At 67.9% G+C, this 17,734-nt stretch carries 16 protein-coding genes; 9 read left to right on the top strand and 7 right to left on the bottom strand.

Annotated elements, in window-relative coordinates; translation table 11 throughout:
* The first annotated feature begins 4 nt into the window (after positions 1 to 4).
* Genes ACYQ1K_RS00455 through ACYQ1K_RS00465 form a run of 3 tightly spaced genes read left to right on the top strand, consistent with a single transcriptional unit; the run spans position 5 to position 1,850 of the window.
* Positions 5 to 343 carry a helix-turn-helix domain-containing protein gene (locus tag ACYQ1K_RS00455; RefSeq protein ID WP_459980402.1) on the top strand — a complete coding sequence of 113 codons (339 nt, stop codon included), beginning with the start codon at positions 5 to 7 and terminating at the stop codon, positions 341 to 343.
* Positions 340 to 1,206: an ImmA/IrrE family metallo-endopeptidase gene (locus ACYQ1K_RS00460; RefSeq protein ID WP_459980403.1), complete on the top strand. Its 867-nt coding sequence runs from the start codon at positions 340 to 342 to the stop codon at positions 1,204 to 1,206. The genes ACYQ1K_RS00455 and ACYQ1K_RS00460 overlap by 4 nt, the downstream gene beginning before the upstream one ends.
* Entirely contained in the window at positions 1,203 to 1,850 is a 648-nt protein-coding gene (locus ACYQ1K_RS00465; RefSeq protein ID WP_459980404.1) for a PIN domain-containing protein, read from the top strand. Before ACYQ1K_RS00460 ends, ACYQ1K_RS00465 begins: the two co-directional genes overlap by 4 nt.
* Before the next feature lie 403 nt (positions 1,851 to 2,253).
* On the opposite strand, the gene ACYQ1K_RS00470 is transcribed toward ACYQ1K_RS00465, so the two are convergent.
* The 6 genes from ACYQ1K_RS00470 to ACYQ1K_RS00495 are packed head-to-tail and all read right to left on the bottom strand — an operon-like array spanning position 2,254 to position 9,906.
* Entirely contained in the window at positions 2,254 to 3,888 is a 1,635-nt protein-coding gene (locus ACYQ1K_RS00470) for an indolepyruvate oxidoreductase subunit beta family protein (protein ID WP_459980405.1), read from the bottom strand.
* Positions 3,888 to 6,056: a thiamine pyrophosphate-dependent enzyme gene (locus tag ACYQ1K_RS00475; RefSeq protein ID WP_459980406.1), complete on the bottom strand. Its 2,169-nt coding sequence runs from the start codon at positions 6,054 to 6,056 to the stop codon at positions 3,888 to 3,890. Before ACYQ1K_RS00475 ends, ACYQ1K_RS00470 begins: the two co-directional genes overlap by 1 nt.
* 23 nt (positions 6,057 to 6,079) lie before the next feature.
* Entirely contained in the window at positions 6,080 to 6,850 is a 771-nt protein-coding gene (locus tag ACYQ1K_RS00480) for a cyclase family protein (protein WP_459980407.1), read from the bottom strand.
* A 2-nt stretch (positions 6,851 to 6,852) separates the two neighbouring features.
* Positions 6,853 to 8,310: an amino acid permease gene (locus tag ACYQ1K_RS00485; RefSeq protein ID WP_459980408.1), complete on the bottom strand. Its 1,458-nt coding sequence runs from the start codon at positions 8,308 to 8,310 to the stop codon at positions 6,853 to 6,855.
* Between the two features lie 15 nt (positions 8,311 to 8,325).
* On the bottom strand, positions 8,326 to 9,453 hold the full coding sequence (locus ACYQ1K_RS00490; protein ID WP_459980409.1) for an aminotransferase class V-fold PLP-dependent enzyme: 1,128 nt from the start codon (positions 9,451 to 9,453) through the stop codon (positions 8,326 to 8,328).
* Between the two features lie 21 nt (positions 9,454 to 9,474).
* Positions 9,475 to 9,906, bottom strand: coding sequence for a RidA family protein (locus ACYQ1K_RS00495; protein WP_459980410.1), 432 nt, complete (start codon positions 9,904 to 9,906; stop codon positions 9,475 to 9,477).
* A 135-nt stretch (positions 9,907 to 10,041) separates the two neighbouring features.
* Here ACYQ1K_RS00495 and ACYQ1K_RS00500 point away from each other — a divergent pair, with 135 nt between their 5' ends.
* The 6 genes from ACYQ1K_RS00500 to ACYQ1K_RS00525 all read left to right on the top strand — a co-directional run bounded on the left by ACYQ1K_RS00500 (position 10,042) and on the right by ACYQ1K_RS00525 (position 16,392).
* A complete protein-coding gene (locus ACYQ1K_RS00500; protein ID WP_459980411.1) occupies positions 10,042 to 10,881 on the top strand; it encodes a fumarylacetoacetate hydrolase family protein in 840 nt (279 codons plus the stop codon).
* Complete coding sequence (locus ACYQ1K_RS00505; protein WP_459980412.1) at positions 10,878 to 11,366, top strand: cupin domain-containing protein; 489 nt, start codon at positions 10,878 to 10,880, stop codon at positions 11,364 to 11,366. The genes ACYQ1K_RS00500 and ACYQ1K_RS00505 overlap by 4 nt, the downstream gene beginning before the upstream one ends.
* On the top strand, positions 11,363 to 12,295 hold the full coding sequence (locus ACYQ1K_RS00510) for an acyl-CoA thioesterase (protein ID WP_459980413.1): 933 nt from the start codon (positions 11,363 to 11,365) through the stop codon (positions 12,293 to 12,295). The genes ACYQ1K_RS00505 and ACYQ1K_RS00510 overlap by 4 nt, the downstream gene beginning before the upstream one ends.
* Complete coding sequence (locus tag ACYQ1K_RS00515; protein WP_459980414.1) at positions 12,292 to 14,691, top strand: bifunctional salicylyl-CoA 5-hydroxylase/oxidoreductase; 2,400 nt, start codon at positions 12,292 to 12,294, stop codon at positions 14,689 to 14,691. Before ACYQ1K_RS00510 ends, ACYQ1K_RS00515 begins: the two co-directional genes overlap by 4 nt.
* Positions 14,692 to 14,726: 35 nt before the next feature.
* The gene (locus ACYQ1K_RS00520; RefSeq protein WP_459980415.1) at positions 14,727 to 15,632 is read left to right on the top strand and encodes a PaaX family transcriptional regulator; all 906 of its coding nucleotides are present in this window, start codon (positions 14,727 to 14,729) and stop codon (positions 15,630 to 15,632) included.
* 595 nt (positions 15,633 to 16,227) lie between these two features.
* Positions 16,228 to 16,392 (top strand): hypothetical protein, encoded by a 165-nt coding sequence (locus ACYQ1K_RS00525; RefSeq protein WP_459980416.1) that lies wholly within the window; start codon positions 16,228 to 16,230, stop codon positions 16,390 to 16,392.
* A 68-nt stretch (positions 16,393 to 16,460) separates the two neighbouring features.
* Here ACYQ1K_RS00525 and ACYQ1K_RS00530 read toward each other — a convergent pair whose 3' ends face one another.
* Complete coding sequence (locus ACYQ1K_RS00530; protein ID WP_459980417.1) at positions 16,461 to 17,612, bottom strand: ROK family transcriptional regulator; 1,152 nt, start codon at positions 17,610 to 17,612, stop codon at positions 16,461 to 16,463.
* Positions 17,613 to 17,734 lie beyond the last annotated feature (122 nt).

Consider the following 17,734-nt stretch of genomic DNA (forward strand, 5'->3'; position numbering starts at 1 on the left):
CACGATGCAGGCCCCCACCTTTGGCCCCCGGGTCAAGGCCGCACGCGACCGCGCCCACCTCGACCAGCGCGAACTCGCCGCCGCGTCGGGTGTCTCGCAGTCCGCGCTCAGTCGCATCGAGAACGGCAGCAAGACGCCCACCATCCCCGAACTGATCAAGATCGCTGCCGGTATCGGCACCACCCTCGGCGACCTCACCGGACAGTCTCCGGTCCGCGACCGGCTCGTGTACGCCGCGCGCACAACCAACGACGCCGCTGCCGAGGCGATGAAGGACCGGCTGGCCTTCTACCTAGAGATGGACGCCCACTTCGAGGACCTCGGTTACTCGGCCACAGCATGATCAGCACAGCCGACCCTGGCGGGATGGCTGCCCAGGCCAAGGCCGCTGCAGAGGCATTCCGACGCGACCAGCACCTGGGCAACGCCCCGATCGCTGACCTCGTCACCGTCCTCGAAGGTGTCCCGAACGTTCACGTCGCGATCGAACCCGCCATCGACGACGAACAACACGGCATGCGGGCCACCGATCCGAACCGTGGCGTCACCGTCCTCGCCGCGAGCGCCACCCCACACGCCGTCCGTCTCCGCTCGACACTGGCCCACGAACTGGGCCACCACATCTTCAACGACCCAACCCCCGCCGTCTGGTCAGAGAACACGCCTGAAGAACGCCGCGCCACCGAGTTCGCACGCCACCTGCTCATCCCACAGGAAGGGCTGATCGACCTCCTCGGGGCTCCCGGCACGATCGAGGTCACCGACGCCGTCCTGTCGAAGGTCGTCGAACGCTTCGCCGTCTCCCCCGGCATGGCGGCGATCCAACTCCGCGAGGCAGGGTTCATCAACGCCTCGGCCGTAGAACGGCTCGGCAGGCTGACCACCCGAGTCCTCGCAACACGCTACGGCTGGCTTCCGCTGTACCGGCAATGGTCCGACGACTCCAACCAGCCGCGCCCGCCCCGCCGGATCGTCGCTGTCGCCATCGATGCCTACTTGGCACACGACGCCACGATCGCGACCGTCGCGAACCTGCACGGCATGGTCACACCGCAGATGCGCGCAGAGTTCGACGCTGCCGGAGTCAACCCGGAAGAGCCCGAAGACGTACAGCCTGACATCGACGAACTCGGCGAAGGTGCACCCGTCGACTGGAGTTCCCTTGACGCATGGGATGACACCGACCCAGAAGACGAGGCCCGGTGACGCGCAAGCCACCCTTCATCATCGACGCCGGACCTGCTCTCAACTTCCTCTCCAAGGGCCACCAGAACCTCCTCATCAACGCCGTCAGGCGTCAGACGATCAACGCCCCGCAGTCCGTTGAGGCCGAGGTGTTGCGGAACGCCCGCAAGACCAGGAAGTTCAAGGGAGCCGAAGGTCGATGGAAGAACATGAAGCCCCACTGGCTCACAGTCCTATCCGACGACGCAACTGACCTGAACCTCCTCAACGCCGCGCAGATCCTCCTCAACGTGCCCCTCGAAGAGCGCCTCGACGAGGGCGACGACCTCGGCGAAACCATGGTCGTGCTCCACGCCTACGTGCGTGCCAGACAAGGCACCGTCGTATACGTCATCATCGACGACGCCGGAGGCAGGACCTTCGCCAACAAGGCCATCGCCAACCTCGCCCGCCACAAGGCCGCAGGCAGGCCAGTCGGCAGCATGTACATCGTTCGCACCCCCGACCTCATCGAACGTCGCCTCAACTCCGACGACATCCCCGACATCGCCACCCTCGAAGCGATCTGGGCCGACATCGCACCGCTCGACGACGGCCTCGAAGACGACCTCAGTATGACCGGCCTCCTCACATCGCCCGAATGGAACCGGCCGCGCAAGAAGTAGGGGCTGCCTGCATCGCATCTCGCCGACGCCCCGCATGTCGGTGTTCGGCCCGCGACCGAGCCGGGGAATCCGGGGGAGCCGGACGGGGATCCCACATCGCGCACGGTCGTTCGTGCAGGTCAACGGAACTCGTGTCCAGCCCGCCAGCCAGTGCGATGTCTCAGGACATCGCGGACAGCGGACCTACGGAGACGTAGGTCCGCTGTTCGTTTTCGGGGTGTCTTGCGTGGGGTCCGCAGCTGGGCTGGAAGTCGAGGGTGAGGTCGCGGAAGAGCTCGTGTTTGGCATTTCAGGCGCACGAAGTGGTCCTCGGGAAGGCGGAGCCCTGTGCGTCAGTGGGAGGCAACCCCGGGGACCAGGATGACCGGCGCCTCGGTGTGGCCGGCGACGAGCACCCGGGGAATCAGTCAGCGGCCATCTCGGTGCAGTAGACCGCCCACTCGCGGTCGAGGGCTACTCCTGAGTCATCCGCCAGTGCGGCTGACCGGAGCTTCGCCACGATCGTCGCTCCTTCGGGATGCCCACGAAGCCTCTCTGCGGCTTGCATGAGGACGTCGAACGACGCCTGGCCGTGCTCCCACGTTGCGCCGTAACCCTTCAGCACGGACTGGCATCGGATGATCTCGCAGGCCAGGTCGTAGTCGGTGGCGGCCACGCTCTCCGCGCGGTCGAGCCACCGGTCGATGGCATCCTGCTCGCGCCCGAAGCGCAGCGACATGGCTCGGAGCGGTCGCACCCGAGCCGTGACCCAGAGCGAGGTGAAGCCGAGGATGCCCGTCGTGTTCACGACCATCCCCCTTCGCGTCACGCGACCGACGATCCGGTGGAAGACCGCCGAGCGCGCCAGCAGTCGACCCAGCGGGGCGGGCAGCGTGTCAGTGATCTCTTGGACTTGAGGGTGTAGATATTCCCGCACGTTCAGCAGTTGCCCAGGAGCCGCCCTTGCCTCGTCACGGACAGCCTCGAGCCGCCGGCGGCGGATCTTCTGATGCGCTACCTGGATGGTGTCCTGATAGCACATCCAGAGCGCGATGTGCCGCGCAGACTCGAGGGTGAGCGGCGCCCCCGCGTGGGGTCGAATCTCGTGGGCGGCGAACCGTGCGACGCGCGAGAGGTACCGATCGGTGTAACGCTCGTCCTGGAAGACCGCCGTACGGACACACCCGTGCAGCAGCATCGACCGCGCGGCGAGAGGGAACTCACTGGCGACCCGTGCGGCGTGACGCTTGAGGCGCGGCCCGACGAGTCGCTCCGGCTCGGTTGCCGCCACCGCCTCTCGGGTCTGCTCCGTCTGCTCAGCCGCCTGTTCCGCGGGATCCACGGGGCGTCGTCTGCTGATCGTGACCGGCACGGGGTGCGAGGCGTCGGTGGGTGGCTGGGGCGATGGCGCTCGGGCCTTGTCGTAACCGGAGGAGAACGCGATCAAGGAGGCGTCGACGCCTTTGCCGGCTTCGCGTATCGCCTGTTCGAAGTGGTCGCGCGTCAACGGCAAGGCGCCCGACCCCGCCAGAGCGCCGAGCAGAGCTGCGCTGATGACGCTCCCTGCGTCCTCGGCGAGCTTCATGAAGTCGGCAGTGATCAGCCGGCGCGATCCGACGCGTGCGGCTTCGAGCAGTTGACCGGCGTCGACCCGACCGTCTCCCAGCGCCAGCCGCTCGTCCATGGCGTAGACGCGGTTGGTCGACGCGATCAAGGTGGTCCGGTCGGGGGTCGAGAATCCTCGTTGTACGGCGCGCCCCGCCTCCATCAGCTCAGAGGCGATGACGATGTCGACCTCACCGGGTGTGGGGAACAAGCTGAGGACCGGCGCGCTGCGGGTCTCGTCGCCCGTCGTCGACTGCTCCGACGCGAACAGCTCGACGTAGTACACGGTCGCGCCCGTGCGCTGTGCGACACCGGCCACCGAGGTGCTCTGGGCGACATGCCCGGCTCTCTCGCCGGCGGCCACGATCCAGTCCGCCAGCACGCCGCCACCCTCACCGCCCATCGCGAGGATCGCGATCGTGAACGGTCGCCGCCCGCTCGACCAACTGGTCATCAGGCGGGCACCTCGTAGCGTTCAGCACGTCGTTCGATCCGCCGGGACAGGCCGCCGATCCAACGCCCGCGCAGCCGGGCGATCGCGCGATCGCGTCGATTCGGGTTGTGGACGAGGTCGCTGCGGTAGAACGACGGACAGAGGGAGGCCGCGTGGGCGTTCGCGCCGCAGACGCCGCAGCCGACGCATGAGTCGAGCACCGTCGCGACAGGGTGCGTCCGCATCGGATCCGGGTTGGGCTTGATGGTCAGGGACGGGCAACCCGAGACGCGGATGCAGGCGTGGTCGCCGGTGCACGTGTCGGCATCCACTCCGAACCGCTCCTTCACGACCCGCCGGCCGTCCTTGATCGCCTGCGCCTGCTGGGGCCTCACTCGTCGCTGGCGGTTCAACTGGCACTCGCTCTGCGCAATGACCACCTTCGGTCCGAGCGTCCGCGTCGTCAGGGCCGTGACGAAGAGGTCGCGCAGCTCCGCGACCTTGTAGGTGTTCGTCACCGTCTTCGCCCAGGCGACGCCGACTCCCCGCACGGCCCTCTCGATCGGGTGGCGCGTCGAGCGGAGGGCGTTCTCAGCCTGGGATGAGAGCACGTCCTGGCCGCCGGTCGCGGCACTGTAGGCATTGTCGACCACGAGGACGAGTTGGTCGTTCTGGTTGAAGACGGCGTTGCCGATGCCGCTGGTGAGACCGTTGTGCCAGAACCCGCCGTCTCCCATCACGGCAATCGTGCCGCGATCTGCGCCGGTGGAGTTGAGGGCGGCGGCGCCAGCCGAGCCGAGCCCGTAGCCCATGGTCGTGGCGCCGAGATTGAAAGGCTCGTTGATCGCGAAGAGATGGCAGCCGATGTCTGCGCTGACGTGGTGCTGCTTGCCGACCTCCTTCTCGGCCAGCTTCAGGGCGCTGAAGATCGGCCGTTCCGGGCAGCCTGTGCACAGTCCCGGCGGCCGAGCTCGGACCAGCTGCGCGGCGACTCGGGGAGCGAAGGGGCTCGCCGGGTCGTCCTCAGGGAGGAGCAGCGCAGGTGCCCCATCGATCACGTCCGGCACATACCGTCGGAGGAACGCGTCGACCCCCCGCGTGACCGCAGTGGCGGTGTACTCCCCTGCGACGGGAAGCATGTCCTTGCCGTGCAGCGCCACCGGCGACCCGGCTCGGCGGAGGATCGCGTTCAGGTTCTGCTCGAGGTAGTCCGGCTGACCTTCCTCGACGAGGAGGATCGCTCGCTTGTCCGCGCAGAACTCGAGGATCTCCTCGTCGACCACCGGGTAGGTCACGTTCATGACGTAGATCGGCACGCGGGTCTTGCCGAAGGCGTCGGAGCAGCCGAGCAGCTCCAGCCCGCGATTGAGCGTGTTGTAGAGACCTCCCTGAACGATGATGCCCACGTCAGCCGAGCCCGCGCCCAGCACCTCGTTGAGGCCATGCCGCCTGATGTAGTCCACGGCGGCGGGCCATCGATCTCGGATCTTCTCCTGCTCATGCTGGAAGCTCGCGGGCGGAAGCACGATCCGGTCCAGCCTCCGGGCCGGGTTCTGAACGGCATCGGTGACCGTCATGGGAGGTCGTCGGTTGTCCTTGGCCGTGAAGCTGCCGTAGAGGTGACAGGAGCGCAGCCGCAGCTGCAACATCACCGGGGTACAGCTCGCCTCCGACAGCTCGAAGCCGGTCTCGACCGCACCGACGATCGCGCCGATGCTCGGACGCGGGTCCAGCAGCCACATCTGCGACTTCATCGCGAAGGCGTGCGACCGCTCCTGCATGATGCTGGACCCCTCACCGTAGTCCTCGCCCACGATGATCAAGGCTCCGCCGGTGACGCCGCCACTGGAGAGGTTGGCCAACGCGTCCGAGGCGACGTTCGTCCCCACCGTCGACTTGAAGGTGATCGCGCCCCGAAGCGGGTGGTGGACCGACGCGGCCAGCATGGCGGCCGCCGTCGCCTCGGACGCACTGTTCTCGAAGTAGACGCCGAGCTCGTCGAGGATCTCGTGCGCGTCGCCGAGGACATCCATGAGGTGCGAGATCGGGGCTCCCTGATAGCCGCCGACGTAGGCGACACCCGACTGCAGGAGAGCCTTGGTCACCGCGACGATCCCTTCGCCTGAGAACGTCGACCCTGCCCCGGCACGTAGCTGGAGCACCTCCTGCGTGAACGAACGCTCGGCCATGAAGACACTCCTCTCGCGACAGGTCAGGCGGGGACGAAGGCGGACACCCGTGCGGGCGAGCCGGTGCCTCCCACGATCCGCAAGGGGGACACGACGAGGAGCGCGCCGGTGTGGGGAAGCCGGTCGAGGCTCTGCAGCTGGGTCAGGCCGTACTTGTCGGCGCCGAGCAGGTGATGATGAACAGGGAACGGCGGATCCAACCTGGCCGCCTGCCCGGCGTCAATGCCGACCGTCTCCACCCCGAAGCCTGTGATCGGCGACGCGGCCAGCCATTCGGCGCCCGCCGCGCTGACGCCCGGCGTGTGGGGACCCTCCTCGTCGGCGTTCGCGAACGCGGCGGGGTCGCCGCCGTACTGGCTCCAGCCGGTTCGGAACAAGAGCCACGCGCCTTCCGGCAGCGGACCGTGCGCGGTCACATGGGCCTCGAAGTGCTCGGGTCCGAGGAGCAGGTCGGGGTCGGCATCGACCTCGGCCGTGAGGTCGATGACCACAGCCGGTCCGATGAGTCGCTGCAGGGGGATCTGGTCGACCGAAGCACCGCCGCGGCCAGTGACCCAGTGGATCGGTGCGTCCAGATGGGTGCCGGTGTGCTCACCGGTGCGGATGTTGTTCCAGCTCCAGAACGGGCCGTCGGCGTCGAAGTCGCTGATCTTCTCCAGAGCCAGAGGGACCGTGTTGGCGAAGGGTGGCGGAAGCTGCAGCACGGGGGTTTGCGGAGAGAGAGGTGCCGTGAGGTCGACGACGACCACCTCGCCACTCGCGAGCGCCGCACGCATATTCTCGATCGCGCTCATCATCAGGGCCTCTCAGCGGACTCGCGGAGGGCGTCCTCGCGCTGCCGCAGCTCGAGCGCAAGGACATTGTTGCCCTCCTTGAGGTGCTGTCCGTCGTCGACGCGGCGGATCACGAGGTAGGCGACCCCGAGGACGACGAAGAACGGCAGGCCGAACTGCCACGCCGGGTCAAGGCCGTCGATCTGCGTCGTGGACCACAGCACGGCAAGGAGAGCGGCCGTCACGATGCCGGACGTCACCGGCGCGCCCCACAGCTGGAGGGGGGACGGCGGAAGGCCGAGCTGACGACGCTTGATGCGGAATGCGAGGTGGGTCGCCAGGATGAGGATCCAGACCACGATCGCCGCGAACACCGAGATGCCGAACAGCACCAGGTACGCCTGGGAGCTCTGGTTCCACGAGAGGACGATCGCGATCAACATGCCCATCCCGGACAGCAGCAGGGCGAGACGGGGCACGCCGGTCGCCGACAGGCGCCCCGTCCACCGCGGAGCCAGCCCGTGGGACGCGAGCGAGTGGAGCATGCGCGTCGTGAGGTAGAGATTGGTGTTCGCACTCGAGAGCGCCGCAGTCAGGACGACGAAGTTCATGATGGTCGCGGCCGCCGGGATCCCGGCCGTGGTGAACACCTTGACGAACGGGCTTGCTGTCAGGGCGCCGCCCTCGGCGGTGACCGTCCAGGGCACCACGGTGACCATGACGAGGACCGCCAGGATGTAGAAGGTGGCGAGCCTGAACACCATCGCCCGCGCTGCGCGCGGGATGTCACGCTCCGGGTCCTCGGACTCGGCGGCCGTCACCGAGACGACCTCCGTGCCGATGTAGCTGAACAGGACGAAGACCATCGCTGTCGCGAGCCCGGAGATCCCGTGTGGCATGAAGCCGCCGTGGTCGTGCAGGTTGCCGACACCCGTCGCAGGGTGGTGAGGGAGGCCGATGAAGATCAGCACGAGCCCGAGCAGGATGAACAGGCAGATCGCCGTCACCTTGACCATCGCGAACCAGTATTCGACCTCGCCGAACACGCCGACGGCGATCGAGTTGACGACCAGAACGACGGCGGAGAAGACCAGAACCGGCAGCCACAGCGGTAGTGAGGGCCACCAGTACTGGGTGTAGATCCCGGCCGCGATCATCTCGCCGCCGATCGCGATCGCCTGCATCGCCCAGTACGTCCACCGCAACACGAAACCCGCTCCGGCGCCCAGGTACGCGTGGGCGATCGCGCCGAACGCGCCGGCGGTCGGGTGGACGACCACCATCTCGGCGAGGGCCCATGCGATCACCAGCGCGACGAGGCCGCACAAGGTGTAGGCGATGATCACCGCGGGCCCGGCCTGCGAGACCGCGAAGGTCGAGCCGAGGAAGAGCCCGGTGCCGATGGCACCACCGATCCCCAGCATGGTGACGTGGCGGGTCTTGAGCTCGCGACGAAGGCCGCTCACGGATTGCTCGGACATGGCAGGTCCCCCTTTTCAGTTCGCCCGGTAGTCGCGCAGCACCGTGAGGAACCTCTCGACGTCGGAGTGGGTGTTGTAGTAATGGAAGGAGAGGCGGACGACCTCGCCGCGCGGGCTCGACGAGATGCGGTGCTTGCGGAGGTGGGCCTCGAGTCGCTCTGGGTCGTCGTCACGCAGCGCCACCTGCGGGCCGCGGCGCTCGTCCGTGGCCGGGGAGCACACGGTCCGGCCCATCGCCATGAGCTCCTCGTGCAGATGCCGTGACAGACCGGCCACGTGCTCGCGCACGACTCGCGGGTCGAGCTCTGCGAGGAGGCTCAGTCCGGCGACAGCTGCATACACCGAAGGCACGGCCGGCGTCCCGGCCTCGAAGCGCCGGGCGTGCTCGGGATGGTCCAGGTGGCGAGGGTCGAACGCGTATGGATCCACCCGCCCGAACCATCCGGTCAGGGTCGGGGCCTGGTCATCGTGGAGACCCGGCCGCACGTAGAGGAACGCCAGCCCCGGCAGGCCCAGCGCGTACTTCAACGTTCCGGTGACCAGGTAGTCGCAGCCCAGCTCGGTCACGTCGATCGGCTCCACGCCGAAGCCCTGGTAAGCATCGACGAACACCCGCGCTCCGGCCTCGTGCGCCTGGGCGGCAATCGCCGCCACCGGCATCCGCAACCCGTTGCGATAGGAGATGAGCGGCGTCGAGACCAGCTTGGTGTCGGATCCGATGGCGACCTCGTAGTCCTCGACATCCACCTGCCAGTCGTGGTCGGAGACGAAGCGCACCTGCGCTCCGCGTTGTCGCTGCGCGAGCCAGACGTGCGCGACGGAGGGGAACTCCATGTCGGTCGTGACCACCACCGGGCGATCGCCCCACGACTGGGTGGAGGCCACCTGATAGGCGCCTTCGGACGCCGAGGCCACGAGAGCGATGTCATCGGTCGAGGCGCCGATGGAGGCAGCGAAGAGCTCCCGGGCACGGTGCACCTGGGTCATCCAGACATCCCAGGCGGCACCGCGATCGAGCAATGTCTGGTGGTAGTCGCGTTGCGAGGCGCTGACAAGGTCGCTCAAGGCGCCCTGACTGCAGCTGGCCAGATGGACGAGCTCGTCCAGACCTGGGAAGTTGTCGCGGAAGGCGGCGGGAGACATGGATGTCCTTTCGATCGAGGCTCAGCTGGACGGCAGGCTGAGCCGGCCCTCGGGGATCACAGCGATGCCGGAGATCTCGACCATCGCCTCGGGTTGCCAGAGGGCCGTGACGCCGATGCCGGCCATCGCGGGGTAGGTGGGTCCGGCGAGCTCGCGCCACACGGCGCCTATCTCGCGGCTGCGGGCCTGGTAGCCGGGGATGTCGGTGAGGTAGATCGTGACCGAGACGAGGTCGGCCGCGACCCCGCCGACCTCGGCCAGGGTCGCCAGGACATTGCTCAACGCTTGTCGGAACTGCTCGACGATCCCACCCGCCACGATCCGCATGTCGCGGTCGAGTGCGGTCTGCCCGGCGAGGTGCAGCGACGTCCCGATCAGTGTGCCGTGCGAGAAGCCGCGCGGCACGGGCAATGCGCCTGGGTTCACGGGCATCGCCGCGTGGTGGGTCGTCATCGGTTGCTCTCCTGACGGTCAAGCCCCAGGACCTAGTGCCTAGTGGCGGCGGTCACGCTAGCAAGCCATTGACAGTTAGGCAACGAACGTGGAGAAATTGTCACATCACGTCAAGAAGGGAGGTGCCCCTTGCGCTTGGCAACCATCGCCACGGCGGAGGCCACGACGGCGGCCGTACTGCTCGACGGCACCTGGCACGCGCTCCCGTTCCCGGACCTCTCGGCCCTCTTCGCCGCCGGTCCCGTCAACGCGGGGCGACTACGTGCGCATGCGTGCAGGGGGATCGAGGGGGCGCGCCTGGTCCTGCCCCTGCCGAGTCCGAGCAAGGTGATCTGCTGCGGCCTGAACTACGGCGACCACATCGCTGAGACGGGTCGTGCCGCCCCTCGATATCCCACCCTGTTCGCGAAGTACGCGGACACCCTGACGGGCCCGACGGATCCGGTCGCATTTCCGGTCGGTCTCGACGTCGACTGGGAGGCGGAGCTCGCCGTGGTGGTCGGGGACACGCTCCGCGACGCCTCTCCCTGCGCCGCGCGTGGGGCGATCGCTGGATACACCGTCGCCAACGACCTCTCGGTCCGTGACTGGCAACGCCGCACGCCCCAGTGGTTTCAGGGCAAGGCGTGGGATGCCACGACGCCGCTCGGGCCCGTCGTGGTCACCGCTGACGAGCTGGATCCCGCCGGCGGGCTCGCTGTTGTGTGCCGGGTCAACGGTGTCGAGCGCCAGCGTGGCGACACCAGGATGCTCGTCTTCGACTGTGCCGCACTGCTGTCGTACATCTCGACCTTCACCGTCCTCCGGCCGGGCGACGTCGTCCTCACCGGCACACCGGGAGGGGTCGGCATGGGCATGACGCCGCCGGCCTACCTCGCCGCCGGCGACGTCGTCGAGACCGAGATCCCCGGGATCGGGACCTTGCGCAACATCGTCAACTTCAACGTCGAGAGAACAGGCGGAACACGGCCATGACAGTCGACCCCGCTGGGCACAAGCCTGGTGCCCCCAGCACGAGGACCGAGGAGCCTGCAGCGGTTCCCGTCCTTCCCTTCGTGACGCGAGCCGGCGACGAGCCGCGGACGACGGGGCAGTCCGAGGGGGCGACCCGGATCAGCGGGGTCAGCATCCAACACACGCCGGCCACGAGGCTCTGGTTCGGCAAGGTGGTCAACCTCGCCGGGTACCGCTCGGTGCCGCATCACCACGGCAAGGCGGAGACCGGCGGATATGTGCTGTCAGGTCGTGCTCGGCTCTACTTCGGTGAACGGTTCGAGGACTACCTCGACATGTCCGAGGGCGATTGGGTGTTCGTCCCACCTCACCTCCCTCACATCGAGTGCAATCTTGACCGCAACAGGCCCTTGACCTGGATGACGACGCGTACGCCGGAGAACATCGTGGTCAATCTGGCGCAGGTCCACGACGGATCATTGCCGGGCTGGCTGGGTCGTCCATGAACGTGACGTCCAGGATCTTCACCGAGGCGATCGCACTCGAGCCGGCGAGCGACCCGGCTTACGACGTCGCGTTCGGAGCGAGCACTCAACCCTGCCCGTGGCCCAAGGCCTACGGTGGCGACCTGGTGGCGCAGGCACTCGCGGCGGCCATGCGCTCCGTCGACGGGAGCAGACTTCCGCACTCGATGCACTCCTACTTCCTTCGACCCGCCGACGTCGAGGGCGACGTGCGATACGAGGTCGAGGTGCTCCGCGACGGACGCGGCTACAGCACTCGCCACGTGCGTGGACTCCAGCACGGGAAGGTCGTCTACACCTGTCTGACGAGCTTCGCCTCGAGTTGGTCGGGCCGGGAGGTGAGGACCGCCGTTCCGACCGGGGTGCCGGCCCCGGACACGCTGCCGAGCGCCGCTGACTACCTGGCCTCCAGGCAGGGAGGCACGCTGACTCCCAGCAGCAAGGCGTACTGGTCACACGGTCGCAGCTTCGACATCAGGCATGTGCCAGGACCGGTCTACCTGACCATCGACGGTGATCATGGGCCTCATCAGGCGACGTGGATCCGTGCGTTCGACCCGCTTCGAGGCGTGCAGGGGCTCTCTGCCGCGCAGCGGGACCTGGCAGCACTGGCCTACGTCTGCGACTACACCATCCTGGAGCCCGTGCTCCGGACCGCTGGCCTCCCCTGGGCGACCCCCGGCCTCACCACCGCCAGCCTGGACCACGCCATGTGGATCCATGGTGTGCCCGAGCCGGGCGCCCTCGACGGCTGGCTCCTCTACACCCAGCAGGCACTGGGCACTCGATCCGGCCGGGGGCTGGGAAGTGGACAGTTCTTCGACTCCAACGGCCACCATCTGGCGACGGTCGTGCAGGAAGGTCTCATCCGGGTCGAGGCGGACGCCCCCGACGCGAGGCAGGCGACATGAGGATCGCGATCGTCGGAGGGGGTCCCGGCGGCCTCTACTTCGCCGCGCTGATGAAGTCGCTCGACCCACGCCACGACGTGACCGTCTGGGAGCGAAATGCCCCGGACGACACCTTCGGCTTCGGAGTGGTCTTCTCCGACGAGACCCTCGGAGGCATCAACGGGGCCGATCAGGTGGTCCACGATCGCATGGAGCGCCGATTCGCCCGCTGGACCGACATCGATGTGGTCGTGGACGGCCGCCTCTTCACCGTCGGCGGTCAAGGCTTCGCGGCGATGGGTCGCAAGGACCTGCTCCAGATCCTCCAGGAACGTGCGGCCGAGCTCGGTGTGCACGTGCACTACCGCACGGAGGCTCCGGATCCCGATGAGCTTCGGGTCTCCTACGACCTGGTGGTCGCGGCAGACGGACTCAACTCCGCGATCCGGGCCCGATACGCAGACGCGTTCGGGCCGCACCTCGACCTGCGGCACAACAAGTACATCTGGTTCGGGACTGATCTGGTGTTCGAGGCGTTCCAGTTCTTCGTCAAGCCGACGGAGTGGGGAACGATGCAGGTCCACGGATACCCCTATTCGGCAGAGCTGTCGACGTTCATCGTCGAGATGCACGAGGACGTGTGGCGTCGTGCGGGATTCGCTCGCACGGAGAGCGAGTCGTTCCCGCCGGGCACCTCCGACGACTATGCCGTCGCACGCCTCAGGGAGATCTTCGCCGAGGAGCTGGGTGGTCATCGGATCCTGACGAACAACTCCAAGTGGCTCAACTTCCAGACCGTCCGCAACGAGCGATGGCACGATGGCAATGTCGTCCTCCTCGGCGATGCCGCGCACACCGCTCACTTCTCCATCGGCTCCGGCACGAAGCTGGCGATGGAGGATGCGCTCACCCTGGCTGCATGCCTGCACGAGCATCGGGCGGTTGACGATGCCTTGGCGGCGTACGAGTTCGAGAGGCGGCCAGTGGTCGAGTCGACCCAACGGGCGGCGCAGGCGTCGTTGGAGTGGTTCGAGAACATCGGCAGCTACGCCGAGCAGGAACCTGCGCAGTTCGTGTTCAACCTGCTCACCCGCTCGCGCCGGATCACCTTCGAGAACCTCAAGGAGCGCGATGCGAGATTCGCAGCGCACATCGCGGCCGACTTCGCGCGACGGCACGGTGGCGACATCGGGGCGCCAGCCATGTTCCAACCGGTGACCATCGGAGCACTCGAGCTCAAGAATCGGGTGATGGTCTCCGCGATGGACATGTACACCGCGACGGACGGTTTCCCGGGTGAGTTCCACCTCGTCCATCTCGGCTCGAAGGCGATGGGAGGGGCGGGGTTGGTCATGACGGAGATGACCTGCGTCTCTCCGGAAGGTCGAATCACGCCTGGCTGTCCCGGTCTGTGGAGCGACGACCACCGCGACGCCTGGCGACGCGTGACGGACTTCGTCCACGAGCACTCCTCGGCCAAGATCGGCGTGCAGCTCGGCCACTCCGGGCGCAAGGGGTCGACGAGGCTCATGTGGGAGGGCATCGACGAGCCCCTCGCGGCGGGCAATTGGGAGGTCATCGGCCCCTCCCCGATCCCCTACGGGGCCGGATGCCATGTTCCGCGTGAGGTTTCCCGGGCTGACATGGACAAGGTGGTGGCCGACTTCGTCGGCGCCACACGCCGGGCCGTCTCAGCCGGGTTCGACCTGATCGAGGTGCATGCTGCGCACGGATACCTGCTGAGCTCCTTCCTGTCGCCGGTCGCCAACCACCGCACGGATGCCTACGGAGGATCACTCGAGAACCGGTTGAGGTTCCCGCTGGAGGTGTTCCGCGCCGTCCGCGACGAAGCGCCGGCAGAGATCCCGGTCATCGTCCGTGTCTCGGCGACCGACTGGATGCCGGGTGGCAACACCGACCACGACGGCGTCGAGATAGCTCGTGCATTCATCGCCCTCGGTGCCGCCGCCATCGACGTCTCCTCAGGCCAGGTGGCCAAGGCGGAGAAGCCTGCGTTCGGACGTTCGTATCAAACCCCGTTCGCTGACAAGATCCGCCACAGCGTGGCCGAGCGCGCCGATGTCAGGGTCATCGCCGTCGGAGCCATCTCGAGCTACGACGACGTGAACTCCATCCTGCTCGCCGGGAGGGCCGACATCTGCGCCCTCGGACGGCCGCACCTCTATGACCCGAACTGGACGTTGCACGCGGCGGCCGAGCAGTCTTATCGCGGCGCGGGCGCGGACTGGCCGATCCCTTGGAGTGCCGGCCGACGCAAGCCGCCTGCGTCACGGACCGACAAGGTCCCACCTCGACTGCAGCTGCTCCGTCCGAACGAGGCGGAGGCGGTTCATCTGCGATGGTCTCCGGGCTCGGAAGAGGACTCGGGGGCCGCCGCAGTCGACGCAGGCGAGTGATCCATCACCCGCCACGGTCAGGCACAATGCTGCTGGTGAGCAAGCGCGCGCCGACCGCGGCGATGAGTCAGAAGACGCATGAAGAAGGGGCGATCAATCGGGCCAAGGCTCGGCGGTCGAGGACCGTGCTCGTCAGTTTCCTGGGCGCCGTCGTGCGGTCGAAGGGCAACTGGATGCCCATCGCTGGGACCGTCGACCTCATGTCGACGTTGGGCGTGGACGCGCCTGGAGTACGCACGACCGTGTCTCGCGCTAAGAAGAACGGACTGCTCGACTCCGAGGCTCGCTTCGGAGCACGTGGCTATTCCTTGACACCGCTGGCGCTCGAGTTGCTGGCGAAGGGCGACGAAGTGATCTGGCACGCGCGGGCCCCCGCAGCGGTCGAAGACGGCTGGTGCATCGTCAACGTGTCGGTGCCGGAGTCGCTCAGCAAGAAGCGCCACCAGCTTCGGAGTCGCCTGTCCTCGATCGGGTTCGGAAACGTCGGGACGGCGATGTGGATCGCCCCCGCACGCACGAGACCCGAACTCGAACGTGTCATCGGCGAGCTCGACCTGGCGGAGTTCTGCGCTGTCTTCGTCGGCGACTATGTCGCCGGTCAGGAGCTGGCAGGGTTGGTCGCGAAGAGCTGGGACCTCGTCGGCATCGACCGGCGCTACCGCCAGTTCCTGGCGCAGTTCACGCCAGCATTGATCGAGGCAGAGAGCCCGAACCTGCGTCCGGAGCGGGCATTCGTCCTCTATCTCGAGGTGGTCAACGCGTGGCGACCCCTGCCATTCGAAGATCCGGGACTGCCCCGAGACCTCCTACCGGTGGAGTGGGCTGCCCCGGAGGCGACGACGCTCTTCGAGCGTTTCGTCGAACTGTTGGAGGCTTCGGCGTTGGATCATGCGGGCCGGTTCTGGCCGTCCGACCCACTCGCCTCTCCCGCGACCGGCTGACCGACGATGACCCGCACCCGGTGGGTCCGCACCACCGACCGCGCCAGATCAGCGACCGGGAGCAGGAACCAGGTGCCATCGGGCACAGGCCACCTTGGCGTTCTCGACGGGGCCGTCGGTGCTCTCCAGGACATCGCGCCACTTGACCTCGGCCAGTGCGCCGCATTGCGAGCAGAGTGTCGTGTTCGATGTCGTTCTCCCTCGGTCAAGGGCTTCGGAACAGGAGCCCCGCGGACCGTTGCGTGATACGCCGGACCCGATTCGATACCCGCAGACGTCGAGAACGTGTAGAACGGCCCCGTCGGGACAGCTGCCGGGGCGGCCGGTGTGTTCAAGAGCGTGGGGGAGAAGGAGGCCGAGCGCCGCCAGCGCGGGACCGAGCGAGACCGGGTCGAGGCGGCCCGCTCCGAGCGGGAGCGAGCCGAGAAGGAAGCGCGTGAGCGAGACGCCTGGCTCGCCACGCCGGTCGGTGCGGTGACGGCCGCCAAGCACGCCGGCCAGCGCTTCCTCGAGTCCAGCTGCAGGGGTCGGCGGCCACGTCAAGGCGTCGGGAGGCGTCGCCAGCGGACACCGCACAGCCAGCAGCTCGGCGGCGGTGCTCACCCACATCGCGGACGTCGGCTGGCGCCTCGAGCACACGAGCTACCTCTCCATGGTCACCGGCGAGACGAGCAGTGAGCGGGTCTTCCTCAGCGGCCAGCACGTCGCCGGCTCCGGTGTGACGGTCAGGGTGTATCTCTTCCGCAACGTCAGCGGGTAGTGGGCAGGCTCAGAAGCGCACGGTGAAGTCCAGCGTGACCCGGAGACCACGCTGAGCTTCACAAGGCGTCAGGGTGCCGGCAGACCCATCCGTCGAACCGCCAGCTCGATCGCGCCGCGGAGCTCGGCACGCGTGCCGAGCGCGGCAGGAGTCACCACGAGGGCATCGGCCGTGGCCTGCAGCGCATAGCGGCGTACGGCCTCCTCGACGCCCTCCACGAAGCAGCGGTTGCCGGAGCCGAGCTCGCCGCCGACGATGACGGCCGTCGGGTTGGTCAGGTTGCACAGATCGCTCACGGCACGCCCGAGCACCCGACCGGACTCCTCCAGGATCCGGCGCGTCACCGCGTCGGCGGTGCCGTCGATCGGCACGTCCTCGGCGCTCAGACCGGGGTGGGTGTGGGCGACCTGCTCTCGGACGGAGTTCACCGACACCACGGCCTCGAGGCAGCCGCGGTTGCCGCACCGGCACAGCTCCGAGCGGTCGGCGAGGTTCGTGTGCCCGATCTCGCCCGCGAGTCCGGTGCCGCCGCGGTAGAGCGCGCCGTCGAGGACGAGGCTCGCGCCGATGCCGTGTGAGGACTTGATGTAGAGGAAGTGCCGGTGGGAGCGGCCGGCGCCGGCGTACAGCTCGCCCATCGCGCCCAACGCTGCGTCGTTCTCCACGTGCACCGGCACGCCGATGCGTCGGCCGAGCTCCGTGGCGGGGGATCGGCCCACCCAGCCGGAGAGGATCGTCGGCGACTGCACGAGGCCGGAACGGACGTCGATGGGTCCGGGGATCCCGGCCACGACGGCCTCGAGGTCGCCGAGACCCTTGTCGCGCCGAAGCTCGGCCAGCAGGTCAGCTGCCGCGTCCATCGCCTCCTCCGCCGCCAGATCGACGTCGAGGACGGCTCGACGATCGCCCAGCAGGTGGCCGGACGCGTCGGCGACGGCGACATGCAGGTGGTTGTGTCCGAAGTCGATGCCCGCGACGGGTCCCCCGTTGGCCAGCAGCCGTGTCCCGGGGCGGCCGCTCCCCGTGCCGGGGCCCTTCGGCTCGGCGTCGGTCTCGGTGATCGTCTGCTCGGCGAGCAGGGTCGCGACCGCCGCGTTGACGGCGCTGCGCGACATGCCGGACATCCGCGTGAGCTCCGCACGGGTGACTCCGCCCCCGTGGCGGATCAGGCGCAGCAGCTCCGCACGGGTCCGGTCGCGCGGTGACGGGGTGGTGGGCACGAGCCGAACTGTAGGCGAGGGTGCGTACTTCTCGCGGGACTTCACACCTGATTTTATGCGCTAAAACACACATAAAAGCAAGGAAAAGTAATTTCTTTCGGGTCGTTGACGTCAGTAAAACC

It is taken from the genome of Nocardioides sp. AN3 (assembly GCF_054653495.1).